The organism is Actinomadura chokoriensis, from assembly GCF_039529475.1.
Taxonomy (GTDB): Bacteria; Actinomycetota; Actinomycetes; order Streptosporangiales; family Streptosporangiaceae; genus Spirillospora; species Spirillospora bangladeshensis.
In genome coordinates, this window is sequence record NZ_BAAAMW010000019.1 from 20,603 (window position 1) to 35,906 (window position 15,304).

Genomic DNA, 15,304 nt, shown 5'->3' on the forward strand with positions numbered 1-15,304 from the left:
CCCGATACCGGCCGCGCCCTTGACGACTACATAATCCACGCTTTAAATCATGCTGTGAAATAACCAGGGCCCCCGCACACCACCCCCACCCCGAAGGAGATGCGCATGCATCCCGTCCCGCCCCACGCGCCGCCCAGGAGAGCCTGGCCGGCGGCCCTGTTCGCGCTCCTGCTCGCCGCCGCGCTCGCCGTCCCCGCCGGACGCGCCGCCGCGGCGGCCTGCGGCACGTCGGACGCGGCGCTGAACCGCCCGGCGACCGCCTCGTCCACCGAGAACGCCTCCTTCCCCGCCTCCGCCGCCGTCGACGGCAACACCGCGACCCGCTGGTCCAGCGCCTTCAGCGACCCCCAATGGCTCCAAATCGACCTCGGCTCCACCCAGGACATCTGCCAAGTCGTCCTCAACTGGGAAACCGCCTACGCCACGGCGTTCCAGATCCAGGTCTCCGACAACGCCTCCACCTGGACGACCATCTACTCCACCAGCGCCGGCACCGGCGGAAACCAGACCCTCACCGTCACCGGCAACGGCCGCTACATCCGCATGTACGGAACCACCCGCGCCACCCAATGGGGCTACTCCCTGTTCGGGATGGCCGTGCACACCGGTTCCGGCGGTGGCGGGACGCTGCCCGGCGGCGGCGGCCTCGGACCGAACGTGATCGTGTTCGACCCGTCGATGAGCGCGTCCGACGTCCAGGGCAGGCTCGACGCGGTGTTCCGCGAGCAGGAGAGCAACCAGTTCGGGACGGCGCGGTACGCGCTGCTGTTCAAGCCCGGCAGCTACAACGTCAACGCGAACATCGGGTTCTACACCTCGATCGCGGGCCTCGGCCGCAACCCCGACGACGTCACCATCAACGGCGGCGTCACCGTGGACGCGGGCTGGTTCGGCGGCAACGCCACGCAGAACTTCTGGCGGTCCGCCGAGAACCTGTCGATCAGCCCGTCCGGCGGCGCGGACCGGTGGGCGGTGTCGCAGGCGGCGCCGTTCCGGCGCGTCCACGTGCGCGGCGACCTGAACCTCGCGCCGAGCGGCTACGGCTGGGCGAGCGGCGGCTACATCGCCGACTCCAAGGTCGACGGGCAGGTGCAGCCGTACTCGCAGCAGCAGTGGCTGACGCGCGACAGCCAGATCGGCGGCAACCTCAACGGCGTGTGGAACATGGTGTTCTCCGGCGTCGACGGCGCCCCCGCGCAGGGCTTCCCGAACCCGCCGTACACGACGCTCGGCACGAGCCCGGTGACGCGCGAGAAGCCGTACCTGTACGTCGACTCGGGCGGGGCCTACCAGGTGTTCGTCCCGGCGCTGCGGCGCGACTCGCACGGGACGACCTGGTCCGGCGGCCCGACGCCCGGCTCGTCCGTCCCGCTGTCGCGGTTCTACGTCGCCAAGCCGTCCGACTCGGCGGCCACCATCAACACGGCGCTGAGCCAGGGCCTGAACCTGCTGTTCACGCCCGGCATCTACCACCTGAGCCAGACGATCAACGTGACGCGCCCCGACACCGTCGTGCTGGGCATCGGGTATCCGACGCTCATCCCCGACAACGGCGTCACCGCGATGACGGTCGCCGACGTCGACGGCGTCAAGCTCGCCGGGATGCTGTTCGACGCCGGACCGGTCGACTCGCCGGTGCTGCTGCGGCTCGGGCCGGACGGCGCGGGCGCCGACCACGCGGGCGACCCCTCGTCCGTGCAGGACGTGTTCTTCCGGATCGGCGGCGCCGGGCCCGGCAAGGCGTCCAAGAGCCTGGTCGTCAACAGCGACGACGCGATCCTCGACCACATCTGGGCGTGGCGCGCCGACCACGGCGCCGGGGTCGGCTGGACGGTCAACACCGCCGACAACGGCGTGATCGTCAACGGCGACGACGTGACCGCGTACGGGCTGTTCGTCGAGCACTACCAGAAGTACCAGGTGGTGTGGAACGGCGACGGCGGCAAGACGATCTTCTTCCAGAACGAGATGCCGTACGACCCGCCGAGCCAGTCCGCGTGGCGGAGCGACTCGCCGGACGGCTACGCCGCCTACAAGGTCGCCGATTCGGTCACCACCCACGAGGGCTGGGGCCTCGGCAGCTACTGCTACTTCAACGTGAACCCGTCGATCGCGGCCGCGCGCGGCTTCGAGGTGCCGAACCGGTCGGGCGTCCGGTTCCACGACCTGCTGACGGTGTCATTGGGCGGCAACGGCACGATCCGCCACGTCATCAACGACACCGGCCCGGAGGCGTCCGGCACGGACACCGTCCCGGCCAACGTGGTCGCCTTCCCCTGATCCTCGGCCGACCATCCCTGCGGGCCCGCGGTCGGGCGGGCCCGCAGGGAACCCCACCCCCTCGATGTGGAGATGTCCATGAAGCTCCCCGCCGCGATGACCTCCCTGCTGCTCCTCCTCCCCGCCGCGATGGCGCTCGGCGCGCCGGCGAACGCCGCCGCGTGCGGCACGTCGGACGCGGCGCTGAACCGCCCGGCGACCGCCTCGTCCACCGAGAACGCCTCCTTCCCCGCCTCCGCAGCCGTCGACGGCAACACCGCGACCCGCTGGTCCAGCGCCTTCAGCGACCCCCAATGGCTCCAAGTCGACCTCGGCTCCACCCAGGACATCTGCCAAGTCGTCCTCAACTGGGAAACCGCCTACGCCACGGCGTTCCAGATCCAGGTCTCCGACAACGCCTCCACCTGGACGACCATCTACTCCACCAGCGCCGGCACGGGCGGCAACCAGTCCCTCACCGTCACCGGCAACGGCCGCTACATCCGCATGTACGGAACCACCCGCGCCACCCAATGGGGCTACTCCCTGTTCGGGATCGCCGTGCACACGACGGGCTCGACCACGCCGCCGGCCGACGACGACTTCTGGGGCGACACGTCGACCATCCCGCCGGCGCGGAACGTCCTCACCGTGAAGGTGCTCAACCGGACGAACGGAAAGTACCCCGACAGCCAGGTGTACTGGAGCTTCAACGGCCAGACGCATTCCATCGCCGAGCAGCCGTATCTGGACATGCCGGTCAACTCGGCCGGCCGGATGTACTTCTACCTCGGCTCACCGAACAGCCGCTACCAGGACTTCATCGAGTTCACGGTCGGCGCGGACGTCTTCAACGGCAACACCACCCGGGTCGACGGCTTCGGCCTCAAGCTCGCCATGCGGCTGCACGCGCACGACGGGTACGACGTGTCGGTCGGCGAGGAGCAGGCCATCTTCGCCGAGGACCGCTCGGCCACCTTCCAGCGGTTCATGAACGAGGTCCCGGCCGAATTCGACTCCCTCGCCACCGTCGACGCCCCGTACCGGATCCCGTCGCCGGGGAACGCGCCCGCGTTCCAGCCCGGCGGCGCGCACGCGGACTACTTCACCGGCTACGCCGCGTCCGTCGGCGTCTCCGCCACGACCCAGGAGGTCACCGGTTGCGCGGGGCCGCTCCGGGAGGACGCCGCCAAGTGCTCGGCGATCAACCGGCACGTGGCGCAGCTGCCGCAGTCGCAGTGGTCCGACCCGTCGCTGTTCTACAAGGCGGCGCCCGCCAACTACTACGCGAAGTTCTGGCACGACCACGGGATCGGCCACCGCGCCTACGGCTTCCCGTACGACGACTACGCCGACCAGTCCTCGTTCGTGTCCCACGGCGACCCGCAGTACCTCCTCGTCGCCGTCGGCTGGTAGCGGGAGGTTCCGATGACCGCACCCCGGCGGTTCACGAGCGTCCTCTCCGTCCTGGCGGTCCTGGCGGTGCTCGCCGCGCTCCTGGCCGTCCCCGGGCGCACCGCGCACGCGGCGACGCTGCTGTCCCTGGGACGGCCGGCGACGGCGTCGTCCACCGAGAGCGCCGCCTTCCCCGCGACCGCGGTCGTGGACGGCGACACCGGCACGCGCTGGTCCAGCGCCTTCGGTGATCCGCAGTGGGTGCGGATCGACCTGGGCGGGACCAGGAGCATCAGCCAGGTCGTCCTGAACTGGGAGGCGGCCTACGGGACCGCCTTCCAGATCCAGGTCTCCGGCGACGACTCAACCTGGACGACCATCTACTCCACCACGACCGGTACCGGCGGTACCCAGACCCTGGACGTCACCGGTAACGGCCGCTACATCCGCATGTACGGGACGGCCCGCGCCACCGGCTACGGGTACTCGCTGTGGGAGTTCTCGGTGTACGGCGGCGACGGCACCGAGCCGCCGGCCGGCGGGACGCCGATCTCGGCGTTCAAGCAGGTGGCGGCCTCCTCCTGGGAGGGCGGCAACGCTCCGGCTGCGGCGCTGGACGGCCGCACCACCACCCGCTGGTCGAGCGGGTTCAGCGACGACCAGTGGCTCCGGGTCGACCTCGGCGGCACCGCCGCCATCACCGGCGTGACGCTCGACTGGGAGGCGGCCTACGCGACCGGCTACCGCATCGAGGTGTCCGCCGACGGGACGTCCTGGACGACGATCTACTCCACGACGGCGGGCAAGGGAGGTACCGAGAAACTCGGCGTGACGGGGAAGGGCCGTTACATCCGGTTCACGGGGACGAAGCGCGCGACCGGTTACGGGTACTCGCTGTGGGAGTTCCAGGTCTTCGGCAGCGTCGACTCCTCGGCCGGCACTCCCCCGCTGCTGTCCCCGCCGGCGAAGGCGCCGGGGACGACCGGGCAGTTCGCGCTGTCGGCGCCCGCCGACCACGCGATGGTCACCAGCACCCGGCGGCCCGCCCTGTCGTGGGCGGGCGTCTCCGGCACCGCCCGCTACGAGGTATGGATCAACGTGAGCCGCACCGACTACGACTTCACGGCGCCCGGTCCGCTGCTGGACCTCTACACCAAGGTGGCCGAGACGTCCGGGACGAGCTACACGCCGTCCTGGGACATCGGCGACCGCTGGACGTACAAGTGGTACGTCGTCGCGGTGAGCGGCTCCGGCGCGCGGACCACGTCGGCCATCCGCACGTTCAGCGTCTACCTCCCCGAGATCGAGACCGTGGACGACGGCGTCAACGTGGTCAACGGCGCCCGCGACCTCGACAAGAACGGCTCGATCGAGCCGTACGAGGACTGGCGGCGGCCCGTCGAGGACCGCGTGGACGACCTTCTCGGCCGGATGACCACCGAGGAGAAGGCGTACCAGATGTTCTACAACGCGCAGTCCTACGCCGCGTCCGGCTGGCACTTCGGCCCGGCCCAGCCCGCCGACCTGCACAACGTCCTGCGCGGCGCGGCGGGCACCCGGCTCGGGATCCCGCCGGTGTCGGCCGGCGACACGATCGCGGGCTACGAGACGACCTATCCGCTGCAGAGCGCCCTGGCCGCGGCGAAGGACTACCCGCTCGACTACAGGCTGGGCGACATGCAGCGCCGCGAGGAGCTGGAGGTCGGGGCGCGCGGCGTCCTCGGGCCGCTCGCGGAGGTCGGCACCAAGGTGCTGTATCCGCGGATCCAGGAGGGCAACGGCGAGAACGCGCAGGTGGCGGCCGCTCAGGTGCGGGCGCTGGTGGCAGGGTTGCAGGGCGGGCCGGAGCTGAACCCGGGCTCCGTCCTCGCGACCGTCAAGCACTGGCCGGGCGAGGGGGCCGGCGGCGAGGCCGGCATCACCTACGACGCGGTGACGATCAAGTACCACATGATCCCGTGGCGGGCGGCGCTCGACGCGGGCGCCGTGAACATCATGCCCGGCTACGCGGGCAGCTCCTACCTCGACCCGGGCGGGCCGGGCGCGGGGAACAGCGCGCCGATCCTGCGGTACCTGCGCGAGGACCTCGGCTACACGGGGCTGATCACGACCGACTGGCTGCCGTCGAGCGCGTGGGTGAGCGCGGCGAACGCCGGGTCGGACGTGATGGGCGGCGCCGATCCCGGCGCGTCCGGGTTCTCCATGGCCGACCTCATCGCGCAGGTGCCGATCGGCCGGATCAACGACGCGGTCGCCCGGGTGCTGCGGCTGAAGTTCAAGCTCGGCGTCTTCGACCGGCCGTACGGCGACCCGGTGAACGGGCCGTACCGGTTCCACCAGCCGTCCTACGCGGCGCTGGCGAACCAGGCGGCGCGCGAGTCGCTCACGCTGCTGAAGAACGACGGCGTCCTGCCGATCAGGCTGAAGGAGGGAGACGACATCGTGGTGGCGGGTCCGCGCGCCACCGACGGCTCCGCGTGCTGCATCTGGACGAGCTACTTCCACGCGAACTACGGCTCGCTCACGCTGCTGGACGCGATCAAGGCGCGGGCGGCGAAGGCGGGCGTGACCGTCCACCAGGACAGCGCCCCCTCCCCCGACCTGGCCGTGGTCGCGGTCGGCGAGCCGTCGTACACGCACCGGACGGCGTGGGTGAACGAGCAGCCCTACCTGCCGCCCGACCAGCTCGCCCTCATCCGGCAGTTCCACGACCAGGGCGTACCGGTGGTCGTGGTGATGGCCCTGCCGCGTCCGACGGTCATCGGCGAATGGAACGGCCTGGCCGACGCCATCGTGATGACCTACCGGGGCGGTGAGGAGGTCGGGCCGGCGACGGCGGGCCTGCTCTTCGGCGACTATGCGCCGCGCGGGCGGCTGCCCTGGCAGCTGCCGCGCGGCGTCGACCAGATCCTCACGCCGGGCGGCACCGACCGGCCCGAGGACGCAGTCGAGGACTGGAACCTGCCCTACGACCTCGGCGCGACCGCCGCCGAACGCGCCGACATCCGCGCCCGCATCGACGCGGGCCAGCCGCCTCCGACCGACTACGGCGATCCGCTCTACCCCTACGGCGCCGGCCTCCAGGGCTGGTGACCATGGCGAAGGCCCGCGCCGGGCACACCGCCCGGCGCGGGCCTTCGGCCGTCTTCGCATCCGGATCCGCCAGGCGAGGCCGCCGTAGGCGCTGCGGCGCGCTCCACCCAGCGGCGTGGATGACGGTTTATGCTCACTGCTCTTTGTTTCCGAGCATGTATGAACATAGAGTCTCAGCACGGTGATGTCACTTCTTCGCCAGGGCCAGGCGACCGGATGCTCGTTCATGCTCGGAAGGGGTCGATTGATGTCAGGAGATTTCATGGCCGACAACCGCATCATGGCCGAGATCGCCGCGCAGCCGGCGTGCTGGGGGCGGGCCGCCGCGATGGCGGCGCGGGTGGGGGACGCGCTGCCGGGGCGCGGGGAGCGCGCGGCGGTCGTCGGGTGCGGCACCTCGCTGTACATGGCGCAGGCGTACGCCGCGCTGCGGGAGGCCGCCGGCCACGGGGAGACCGACGCGTTCGCCGCCTCGGAGATGCCGCGCGGCCGCCGCTACGACCGGGTGCTGGCGCTGACCCGGTCCGGGACGACGACCGAGGTCCTGGACGTCCTGGGCCGGCTCGGCGGCACCGTGCCGACCACCGCGATCACCGCCGACCCGGACACCCCGGTGTCCAAGAGCGCCGGGCGGGTCATCGCGCTGGAGTTCGCCGACGAGGAGTCGGTCGTCCAGACCCGGTTCGCCACCACCCAGCTGGCGCTGCTGCGCGCCCACCTGGGCGAGGACCTGGCGGCCGCGATCGCCGACGCCGAGGCCGCCGCGGCGGACCCGCCGCCGGCGGAGCTGCTGGAGGCGGAGCAGGTCACGTTCCTCGGCCGCGGCTGGACGGTCGGGATCGCGCGGGAGGCCGCGCTGAAGATGCGCGAGGCGGCGGGCGCCTGGACGGAGGCGTACCCGGCGATGGAGTACCGGCACGGCCCGATCAGCATCACCGGACCCGGCCGGGCGGTGTGGGCGTTCGGCGGCCTCCCGGACGGCCTCGCCGGCCAGATCGCGGCCACCGGCGGGACGCTGCGCGCGTCCGCCGCCGACCCGCTCGCCGAGCTGGTCCGGGTGCAGCGGCTCGCGGTGGCGCGCGCGGAGGCGGCGGGACTGGACCCCGAGCGGCCCCGGCACCTGACCCGCTCGGTGGTCCTGGACGCCGGCACATGATCGTCACCGTCACGCTGAACGCGGCGCTCGACGACACCTACGAGGTGCCGGACGCGCGGTCCGGCGGGGTCAACCGGGTCGCGGCGGTGCACCGGCGGCCGGGCGGCAAGGGCGTCAACGTCGCGCGGGTGCTGCACGGGCTCGGCCACGAGGTGGTCGCCGCGGGGCTGGCCGGCGGCGCGGCGGGCCGGCAGATCGAGGAGGGGCTCGACGCGCTCGGCGTGCCCGCGTCGTTCAGCCCGGTGGCGGCGGAGTCGCGCCGGACGGTCACGGTCGTCGGCCCCGAGGTCACGATGTTCTGCGAGCCGGGCCCCGCCGTGACGGCCGCGGAGTGGGGCGCGTTCCTCGGCCACTACGAGGCCCTCGTCGGGGAGGCCGCCGTGGTCGTCCTGTCGGGGAGCCTGCCGCCGGGCGTCCCGCCGGACGCCTACGCCGAGCTGGCCCGGCGCGCGCCCGGTCCGGTGATCCTGGACGCCGACGGGGAGGCGCTGCGGCTCGGCGTCGCCGGCCGTCCCGACGTGGTGAAGCCGAACGCCGAGGAGCTGGCCCGCGCGAGCGGGGCCGGCGGCACGGCCGAGGGGATCCGGACGCTCCGCGCGGCGGGCGCGGGCGCCGTGGTCGCCTCCCTCGGACCGGACGGCGTGGTCGCCGGCACCCCCGACGGCGTCCTGCGCGCCGCCCTCGACCGCCCGGTGCCCGGCAATCCGACGGGCGCGGGCGACGCGCTCGTCGCCGCGCTGGCGTCGGGCCTGGCGGGCGGCCTGCCGTGGCCGGAGCGGCTCCGGCGCGCGGTCGCGCTCGCCGCCTGCGCGGTCCGCTCCCCCGTGGCCGGCGAGATCGACGCCGCCGCCCTCCCCGCGCTCCTCGCGCGCGTCACCCTCCGGACCGAGGAGGACCATGCCGCTCGTCCCCATGCCTGACGCCGTCCCCGCGCCCGGACACGGGCTGGGCGCGTTCAACGTGATCCAGGTCGAGCACGCCGAGGCGATCGCCGCCGGCGCGGAGCGGGCGGGCACGCCCGTGGTGCTCCAGGTCAGTGAGAACTGCGTCGCCTACCACGGCGCGCTCGCGCCGATCGGGCAGGCCGTGCTGGCGGTCGCGCGGGCCGCCGCCGTGCCGGTCGTCGCGCATCTGGACCACGCGACGTCGCCGGACCTCGTCCGCGAGGCGGTCGCCCTCGGGTTCGGGTCGGTGATGTTCGACGCGTCCGGGCTGCCGCACGGCGCGAACGTGGCGGCGACCGCCGAGGTCACCGCCCGCTGCCATGCGGACGGCGTCTGGGTGGAGGCGGAGCTCGGCGAGATCGGCGGCAAGGACGGCGTGCACGCCCCGCACGCCCGCACCGACCCCGGCGACGCGGCCCGCTACGCGGCCGCCACGGGCGTGGACGCGCTGGCCGTCGCGGTCGGCACGTCGCATGCCATGCTCACCCGCGACACCGTCCTGGACCTGCCGCTCATCGCCCGGCTGGCGGCGGCCGTCCCGGTGCCGCTGGTGCTGCACGGCTCGTCCGGCGTGCCCGACCGGGCGCTCACCGCGGCCGTGGAGCACGGCATGGTGAAGATCAACGTCGCGACGCAGCTGAACAAGGTCTACACCGGCGCCGTCCGGGAGCGGCTCGGCGCCGACCCCGCCCTGGTCGACCCGCGCCGCTATATCGCGGCGGGCCGGGACGCGGTCGCCGCCGAGGTCGCCCGGCTCCTCGGGGTGATCGGGGCGGCGTCGAGCAGCCGGGCCACCTCGTCCGCCGTGACGGGCGAGTCGTCCAGGTAGTAGTCGCCGATCGCGTCGAAGTAGCAGGGGGTGAGGGGGCGCTCCACCTCGTCGGCGGCGTCGCGGAGCGCGTCGACGGCCCCGGGCGCCCCGACCGGCACCGCCAGCACGACCCTGCGGGCGCCGCGTGCGCGCGCGGCCTCGCACGCCGCGCGCGCCGTCCGGCCGGTCGCCACGCCCTCGACCACGATGATCGCCGTCCGGCCGCCTAGCGGCCCGGCCGGCGGCCGGCCGGCCAGCTCCAGCGGCGCGTCCAGCGCCACCGCCACCTCGTAGGCGATGGGGACGGCGCCCGGCCGCGCCGCGATCACCACCGCGTCCTGGGTACGGTGCCGCCGCAGGCGGCGCCCGAGCCAGCGCCCCGCCTCGCTCCTGTCGGTGTACATGCCGTCCCTTTCGCGTGGTCCGCCCCGGTTCTCCTGCCCTTCCGACTCTGCGCCACTCCGTGCGTCCTTACCCGAGGCGACCGTCCCCGACCTGCGGGGACCTTGGTCCTTTACCGGCCGACCCGGTAGGTCACGTGGGTGACGAGGTCGGTGTGGGAGACCGCGACCGGTTCGAGCCCGAGGTCGCCGACGCCGGTGAACAGCCGCTCCCCGGCGCCGAGGACGATCGGCGCGATGTGCAGCCGCAGCTCGTCGATCATCCCGGCGGCGAGGTACTGGTCAACAGTCTGCGCGCCGCCCGCGACCGCGATGTCCGCGGCGCCCGCCGCCTCCCGCGCCCGCGCCATGGCCGACTCGATCCCGTCGGTGACGAAGTAGAACGTGGTTCCGCCCTTCATCGGGATCGGCTCGTGCTCGTGATGGGTCAGGACGAACACGGGCGCGTGGTAGGGCGGCTCCTCGCCCCACCAGCCGGTCCAGTCCGAGCCGTCCCAGGGGCCGCGCACCGGGCCGAACATGTTGCGGCCCATGATGAAGGCGCCGGCGTCCGTGATCTTCTCGATGGCCTCGGCGTTGGCCTCGCGCTGCTCGAACATCCACCGGTGGAGCCGCTCGGCGCCGTCGCCGAGCGGCTCCTCCAGCCGCTGGTCCGGGCCGGCGACGAAGCCGTCCACGGAGATCCCGATGTCACAGGTGACCTTGCTCATGTCCGTACCTCCTTCTCGGGCGCCCGGGTGGCGCCGCTCATGAATGGATCGGAGCCGCGCCCGCGTCCTCGACATCCCGGCGAGACTGAATTTCCGACCGGCATACCCCGCCGATCTCATCGGGGACGGGTTGAACCGGCGGGCGGCGGGCGGACGTGCTGTTGTTGTCGCGTACGCGGCGGGCGGGACCGGACCTCGGGAGGACGAGCTGACCACCGATAGCCGCGCGGAGCGGGTGACAGACGAAGACGGGCAGGCCGCAGGGCAGGCCGCAGGGCGGGACGCGGGCGGCGGGCGGCGCAGGCGGATCGCGGCGCGGACGGTGACCGGCGCGGCGTTCCTGCTCGTGCTGCTCGCGCTCGTCACGCCGGCCGAGTTCGCCCGGCTGACGCCGGGGGCGTTCGTGCGCATCCCCGTCGAAGGGGTCGTCGGCGTCGCGCTGATCCTCGTGGTGCGGGGGCGGGCGCGGCGCTACGCGGCGGGGACGGCCGGGGCCGTCCTCGGCCTGGTGCTCGTGCTGAAGGTGCTGGACATCGGCTTCGACGCCGTGCTCGTCCGGCCGTTCGACCTGGTGCTCGACTGGCCGCTGCTGGGGCCGGCCGTGGAGTTCGTGGACGAGTCCGCCGGGCGGGCCGGCGCGATCGCCGCCGTGGTCCTCACCGCGGTGCTGGCGGCCGGGGTGATCGCGCTGATGTCGCTGTCGGCGCTGCGCCTCAGCCGGGTGATCGTCCGGCACGACCGGGCGGCGGCGCGGGCGGCGGCCGTGCTGGGGACGGCCTGGGTCGTGTGCGCCGTGCTCGGCGCGCAGATCGTCCACGGCGTGCCGGTCGCGTCCCGGAGCGCGGCGGTGCTCGCCTACGACCACGCGCGGGCGGTGCGGGCGAGCCTGGACGACCGGGAGGAGTTCGCGAAGGCCGCCGCCGTCGACAGGTTCCGGGACACGCCGGGCGACAGGCTGCTGGCGGGGCTGCGCGGCAAGGACGTCCTCCTGGCGTTCGTGGAGAGCTACGGGCGTTCGGCGGTGGAGAGCCCGCAGTACGCGCCGCGGGTCGACGCCGTCCTGGACCAGGGGTCGCAGCGGCTCCGCGAGGCCGGGTTCGCCGCACGCAGCGGATGGCTCACCTCGTCCACGGCGGGCGGCGGCAGCTGGCTCGCGCACGCGACGCTGCTGTCCGGGCTGTGGATCAACAACCAGCAGCGGTACCGGACGCTCGTGAACAGCGATCGGCTGACGCTGAACGGCGCCTTCCACAAGGCCGGCGCGCGGACGGTGGCGCTGATGCCGGCGATCACGCGGGCCTGGCCCGAGGGGGAGTTCTACGGGTACGACAAGGTGTACGACGACCGGAACCTCGGATACCGCGGCCCCCGGTTCAGCTTCGCGACCATGCCGGACCAGTACACCCTGTCGACGCTGCAGCGCACCGAGCTGGCGAAGAAGGACCGGCCGCCGGTGATGGCGGAGACGGCGCTGGTGTCGAGCCACGCACCGTGGGCGTCCATCCCGCAGCTCGTCCCGTGGGACAAGGTCGGGGACGGCTCGGTCTTCAACGGGATGGGCAAGGGCTACGACGCGCCCTGGCCGGTCGGCGGCCAGATCCGCACCGAGTACCGCAAGTCGATCGAGTACACGCTGAACACACTGGTGTCGTACCTGGAGACGTACGGGAATGACAGGACCGTGCTCATCTTCCTCGGCGACCACCAGCCCGCGCCGCTCATCACCGGTGCGGGCGCGAGCCGGGAGGTGCCCATCACGGTCGTCGCCAAGGACAAGGCCGTCATCGGCAAGATCTCGGGCTGGAACTGGCAGGACGGCCTGCGTCCCGGCAAGGACTCCCCGGTGTGGCCGATGAGCGCGTTCCGCGACCGCTTCCTCACCGCCTTCGGCTGATGACCGCGGTCGGGGAGCCGGCGGCGCCGCCCGGTGACGCACCGGCCGGCCGGTTCCGGGCGCCGCACCGGAACCGGCGGTGGCCGCTGGTCGCCGTCGTGGCGGCGCTGCTGGCGCAGATGGCGTTCGCGATGCTCGCCACGGCCGTCGCCCAGTCCCCGACCGTCGACGAACCCGTGTACATCGGCACGGGCGTCACCTACCTGCGCGACCACGACCTGCGGTACAACCCCGAGCACCCGCCGCTCGGCAAGATCCTCATCGGTGCCGGGGCGGTGCTCGGCGGCGCCCGCCTGGACACCTCCTTCACCGGGACCGACCTGGAGGTGGGGCCCCACCTCCTGTACGCGTCGGGCAACGACGCGCAGCGCGTCCTGCTGGCCGCGCGGCTGCCGGTCATCGTCCTGACGCTGCTGTTCGGGCTGGTCGTCTTCGCGTTCGCGCGCGACCTCGCCGGACCGGCCGGCGGCGTGGCGGCGCTCGCCCTCTACGCGTTCTCCCCCGACGTCATCGCGCACGGCTCGCTGGCGACGCTCGACGTGCCCGCGGCCGGGTTCCTGCTGACGTCGGCGTGGCTCGCGTGGCGGGCGCGGCGGCGGCCGCGGCTCTACGTCCCGCTCACCGGGCTGGCGCTCGGCGCGGCGACGGCGACGAAGATGAGCGCGCTGCCGGCCGTGCCGGTGCTGCTGGCGCTGGTGGCGGTGTCGGCCTGGACGTCGTGCCGGTCGCGCGATGCCAGGCGGCCCGTCGCCGCCGCCCTGCTGTCGGCCGCGGGCGCCGGCGTGCTGGCCGCCGGGGTGGTGTGGGCGGCGTACCTGGCCGTCGATCCGCGCCTGCGGTGGACGGCGCCCGCCGGCGTCCCGGCGATCGGCGGGCTCCGGGGCCTCCTCGTCGACGCGCTGCCGTTCCCGGGACCGTTCCGGGACGGGATGCGCGTCCAGTTCGGCTTCGAGGACCTGACGTGGACGAGCTTCCTGTTCGGCGACACCTACCGGGGTTCGCGCTGGTACTACCTGCCCGCCGCGCTGCTGGTGAAGACGCCGCTGGGGATGCTCGCCCTCTGGGCGGCGGGCGTCGCCGCGATGGCGCTGCTGCCCCGGCTGCGCCCGGCCGCGCCGTACGTCCTCGCTCCGGCGGCCGTGCTGCTGGCGGCGGCGATGACCGGGGCCCGCGACCTCGGCGTCCGGTATGCGATCTTCCTCCCGATGTTCCTGGCGGTGGCGGCGGCCGGGGCCGTGCTCGTCCGCCGGCGGGCGGCGGGCCTCGCGGTGGGCGTGCTGGTGCTGTTCGCCGCGGTCAGTTCGCTGCGGGCCTTCCCGTACTACCTCCCCTACGCGAACGAGGCGTTCGGCGGGCCGTCCAAGACGCACCTGTACCTGCACGACTCCAACGTCGACTGGGGCCAGGACCTGGGGCGGCTCGCCGACCGGCTCCGCGACCGCTATCCCGGTCAGCGGGTCTGGCTCGCCTACAAGGGCAGCGGCGTCCCGTCGTACTACGGCATCCGCGCGGCCGACCCGCTCACCGTGCCCCCGGACCGGGTGCACGGCCTGCTCGTGGTGTCCGACAGCTGGATCGCCAAGGACGACCCGCGGCTCACCCCGCTGATCGCCTCCAGCACACCGATCGACGAGGTCGGCCACTCGATCACGATCTTCCGGCGGCCGTAGCCGTCGGCGGCGGCGGGCGCGACCAGAGCGCCGGCCGGCCGCCGTGCGCGAGCCAGGACGCGGGGACGCGCAGGCCGTGCTCGGCGATCTCGTCCCAGAACACGGAGGTGTCGGCGCCGAGCTCGCGGGCGGCGGGCAGGGCGCGCCGCCAGGGGCCGTCCTCGTCGGCGAGCGTCGTGGCCGGGGACGGTGACCATGCGTGGCGGCGCCACGGGTGCGAGGCCGGCGCCGGGGGCGCCGCACGTGGCGGCGACGTTGAGCGCGCAGAGGAGCGGCTCGGCCGACGGCTGCGCGAGGGCGTGCGCGATGACCGGGTCGTCGCGGACGGCGAGGGCCCCGATCGCCCGGCGGACGCGGCGCACCACGAGGTCCGCGGCGTAGGCGCCGGCGACGTCCGGATCCTTGACGAGCGCGGCGTCCGGCGCGGTCGCGGCGACGGCGGGGAGCACGCCGAGGGCCTCGGGGGCGGCGCCGTCCCACGCGCTGCGGGCGAGCGGGCCGAGCACCGGGCCGGTCTCCTCGACGAGGCGCGGCGCGGCGCGGCGAGCTCGGCGTTGGCGAGCAGCAGGCCGTCGCCGTCGTAGAGGCCGGCGAGGACCGTCCGGCCGGCCCTGGCCTCCTCGACGTAGGCCGGGCCGGCGATGCAGTTGCCCATGTAGTCGGCCCAGTCGGCGGCGTCCCGGACGCCACCGCAGCCTCCCGGTCCCCGAGCCGGGCCGCGGCCGCGCGGAAAGGGCCGAACAGCGCCACCAGGGAGCCGGCCCGCTGCTCGAGCCGGTGCGCGCCGTCGACCCGCAGCGCGGCGAGGACGGCGTCGCGCTGGTCGCCGTGCGCGCCGTCCAGCCGCGCCGAGCGGAAACCGGCGCCGAGGTCGACGCCCGCGCCCGCCGCGTCCAGCCGGGGCAGCTCGCGGGCGGCCTGCTCCGCGTCCGCGTCCGGGGCCCCGTCCGGGGCCCCGTCCGGGCCGGGCG

At 74.0% G+C, this 15,304-nt stretch carries 10 protein-coding genes; 9 read left to right on the top strand and 1 reads right to left on the bottom strand.

Features of this window, described 5'->3' with window-relative positions:
• Positions 1-105: 105 nt before the first annotated feature.
• From ABFX46_RS31420 to ABFX46_RS31445, 6 genes are all read left to right on the top strand, one after another.
• Positions 106-2,280: a discoidin domain-containing protein gene (locus ABFX46_RS31420; protein WP_346047540.1), complete on the top strand. Its 2,175-nt coding sequence runs from the start codon at positions 106-108 to the stop codon at positions 2,278-2,280.
• A 78-nt stretch (positions 2,281-2,358) separates the two neighbouring features.
• Positions 2,359-3,675, top strand: a complete 1,317-nt coding sequence (locus ABFX46_RS31425; RefSeq protein ID WP_346047541.1) for a discoidin domain-containing protein — start codon at positions 2,359-2,361, stop codon at positions 3,673-3,675.
• A 12-nt stretch (positions 3,676-3,687) separates the two neighbouring features.
• Positions 3,688-6,747, top strand: coding sequence for a discoidin domain-containing protein (locus ABFX46_RS31430; RefSeq protein ID WP_346047542.1), 3,060 nt, complete (start codon positions 3,688-3,690; stop codon positions 6,745-6,747).
• A 262-nt stretch (positions 6,748-7,009) separates the two neighbouring features.
• Positions 7,010-7,903, top strand: a complete 894-nt coding sequence (locus ABFX46_RS31435; RefSeq protein ID WP_346047543.1) for an SIS domain-containing protein — start codon at positions 7,010-7,012, stop codon at positions 7,901-7,903.
• Entirely contained in the window at positions 7,900-8,823 is a 924-nt protein-coding gene (locus ABFX46_RS31440; protein WP_346047544.1) for a 1-phosphofructokinase family hexose kinase, read from the top strand. Before ABFX46_RS31435 ends, ABFX46_RS31440 begins: the two co-directional genes overlap by 4 nt.
• Positions 8,801-9,676 (top strand): class II fructose-bisphosphate aldolase, encoded by an 876-nt coding sequence (locus ABFX46_RS31445; protein ID WP_346047545.1) that lies wholly within the window; start codon positions 8,801-8,803, stop codon positions 9,674-9,676. The genes ABFX46_RS31440 and ABFX46_RS31445 overlap by 23 nt, the downstream gene beginning before the upstream one ends.
• Before the next feature lie 496 nt (positions 9,677-10,172).
• On the opposite strand, the gene ABFX46_RS31450 is transcribed toward ABFX46_RS31445, so the two are convergent.
• Positions 10,173-10,769 carry a dihydrofolate reductase family protein gene (locus ABFX46_RS31450; protein ID WP_346047546.1) on the bottom strand — a complete coding sequence of 199 codons (597 nt, stop codon included), beginning with the start codon at positions 10,767-10,769 and terminating at the stop codon, positions 10,173-10,175.
• A gap of 235 nt (positions 10,770-11,004) precedes the next feature.
• Between ABFX46_RS31450 and ABFX46_RS31455 the strand changes: the two genes are divergently transcribed.
• The 3 genes from ABFX46_RS31455 to ABFX46_RS31465 all read left to right on the top strand — a co-directional run bounded on the left by ABFX46_RS31455 (position 11,005) and on the right by ABFX46_RS31465 (position 14,917).
• Positions 11,005-12,663: an alkaline phosphatase family protein gene (locus ABFX46_RS31455; RefSeq protein ID WP_346047547.1), complete on the top strand. Its 1,659-nt coding sequence runs from the start codon at positions 11,005-11,007 to the stop codon at positions 12,661-12,663.
• A complete protein-coding gene (locus ABFX46_RS31460; protein WP_346047548.1) occupies positions 12,663-14,333 on the top strand; it encodes a phospholipid carrier-dependent glycosyltransferase in 1,671 nt (556 codons plus the stop codon). The genes ABFX46_RS31455 and ABFX46_RS31460 overlap by 1 nt, the downstream gene beginning before the upstream one ends.
• 107 nt (positions 14,334-14,440) lie before the next feature.
• Positions 14,441-14,917, top strand: a complete 477-nt coding sequence (locus ABFX46_RS31465) for a hypothetical protein (RefSeq protein ID WP_346047549.1) — start codon at positions 14,441-14,443, stop codon at positions 14,915-14,917.
• Positions 14,918-15,304: the final 387 nt, after the last annotated feature.

Coding starts and splice junctions, on each gene's coding strand:
- ABFX46_RS31460 (WP_346047548.1), top strand. CDS start 12,663: ATGACCGCGGTCGGGGAGCCGGCGGCGCCGCCCGGTGACGCACCGGCC.
- ABFX46_RS31425 (WP_346047541.1), top strand. CDS start 2,359: ATGAAGCTCCCCGCCGCGATGACCTCCCTGCTGCTCCTCCTCCCCGCC.
- ABFX46_RS31420 (WP_346047540.1), top strand. CDS start 106: ATGCATCCCGTCCCGCCCCACGCGCCGCCCAGGAGAGCCTGGCCGGCG.
- ABFX46_RS31445 (WP_346047545.1), top strand. CDS start 8,801: ATGCCGCTCGTCCCCATGCCTGACGCCGTCCCCGCGCCCGGACACGGG.
- ABFX46_RS31440 (WP_346047544.1), top strand. CDS start 7,900: ATGATCGTCACCGTCACGCTGAACGCGGCGCTCGACGACACCTACGAG.
- ABFX46_RS31450 (WP_346047546.1), bottom strand. CDS start 10,769: ATGAGCAAGGTCACCTGTGACATCGGGATCTCCGTGGACGGCTTCGTC.
- ABFX46_RS31430 (WP_346047542.1), top strand. CDS start 3,688: ATGACCGCACCCCGGCGGTTCACGAGCGTCCTCTCCGTCCTGGCGGTC.
- ABFX46_RS31435 (WP_346047543.1), top strand. CDS start 7,010: ATGGCCGACAACCGCATCATGGCCGAGATCGCCGCGCAGCCGGCGTGC.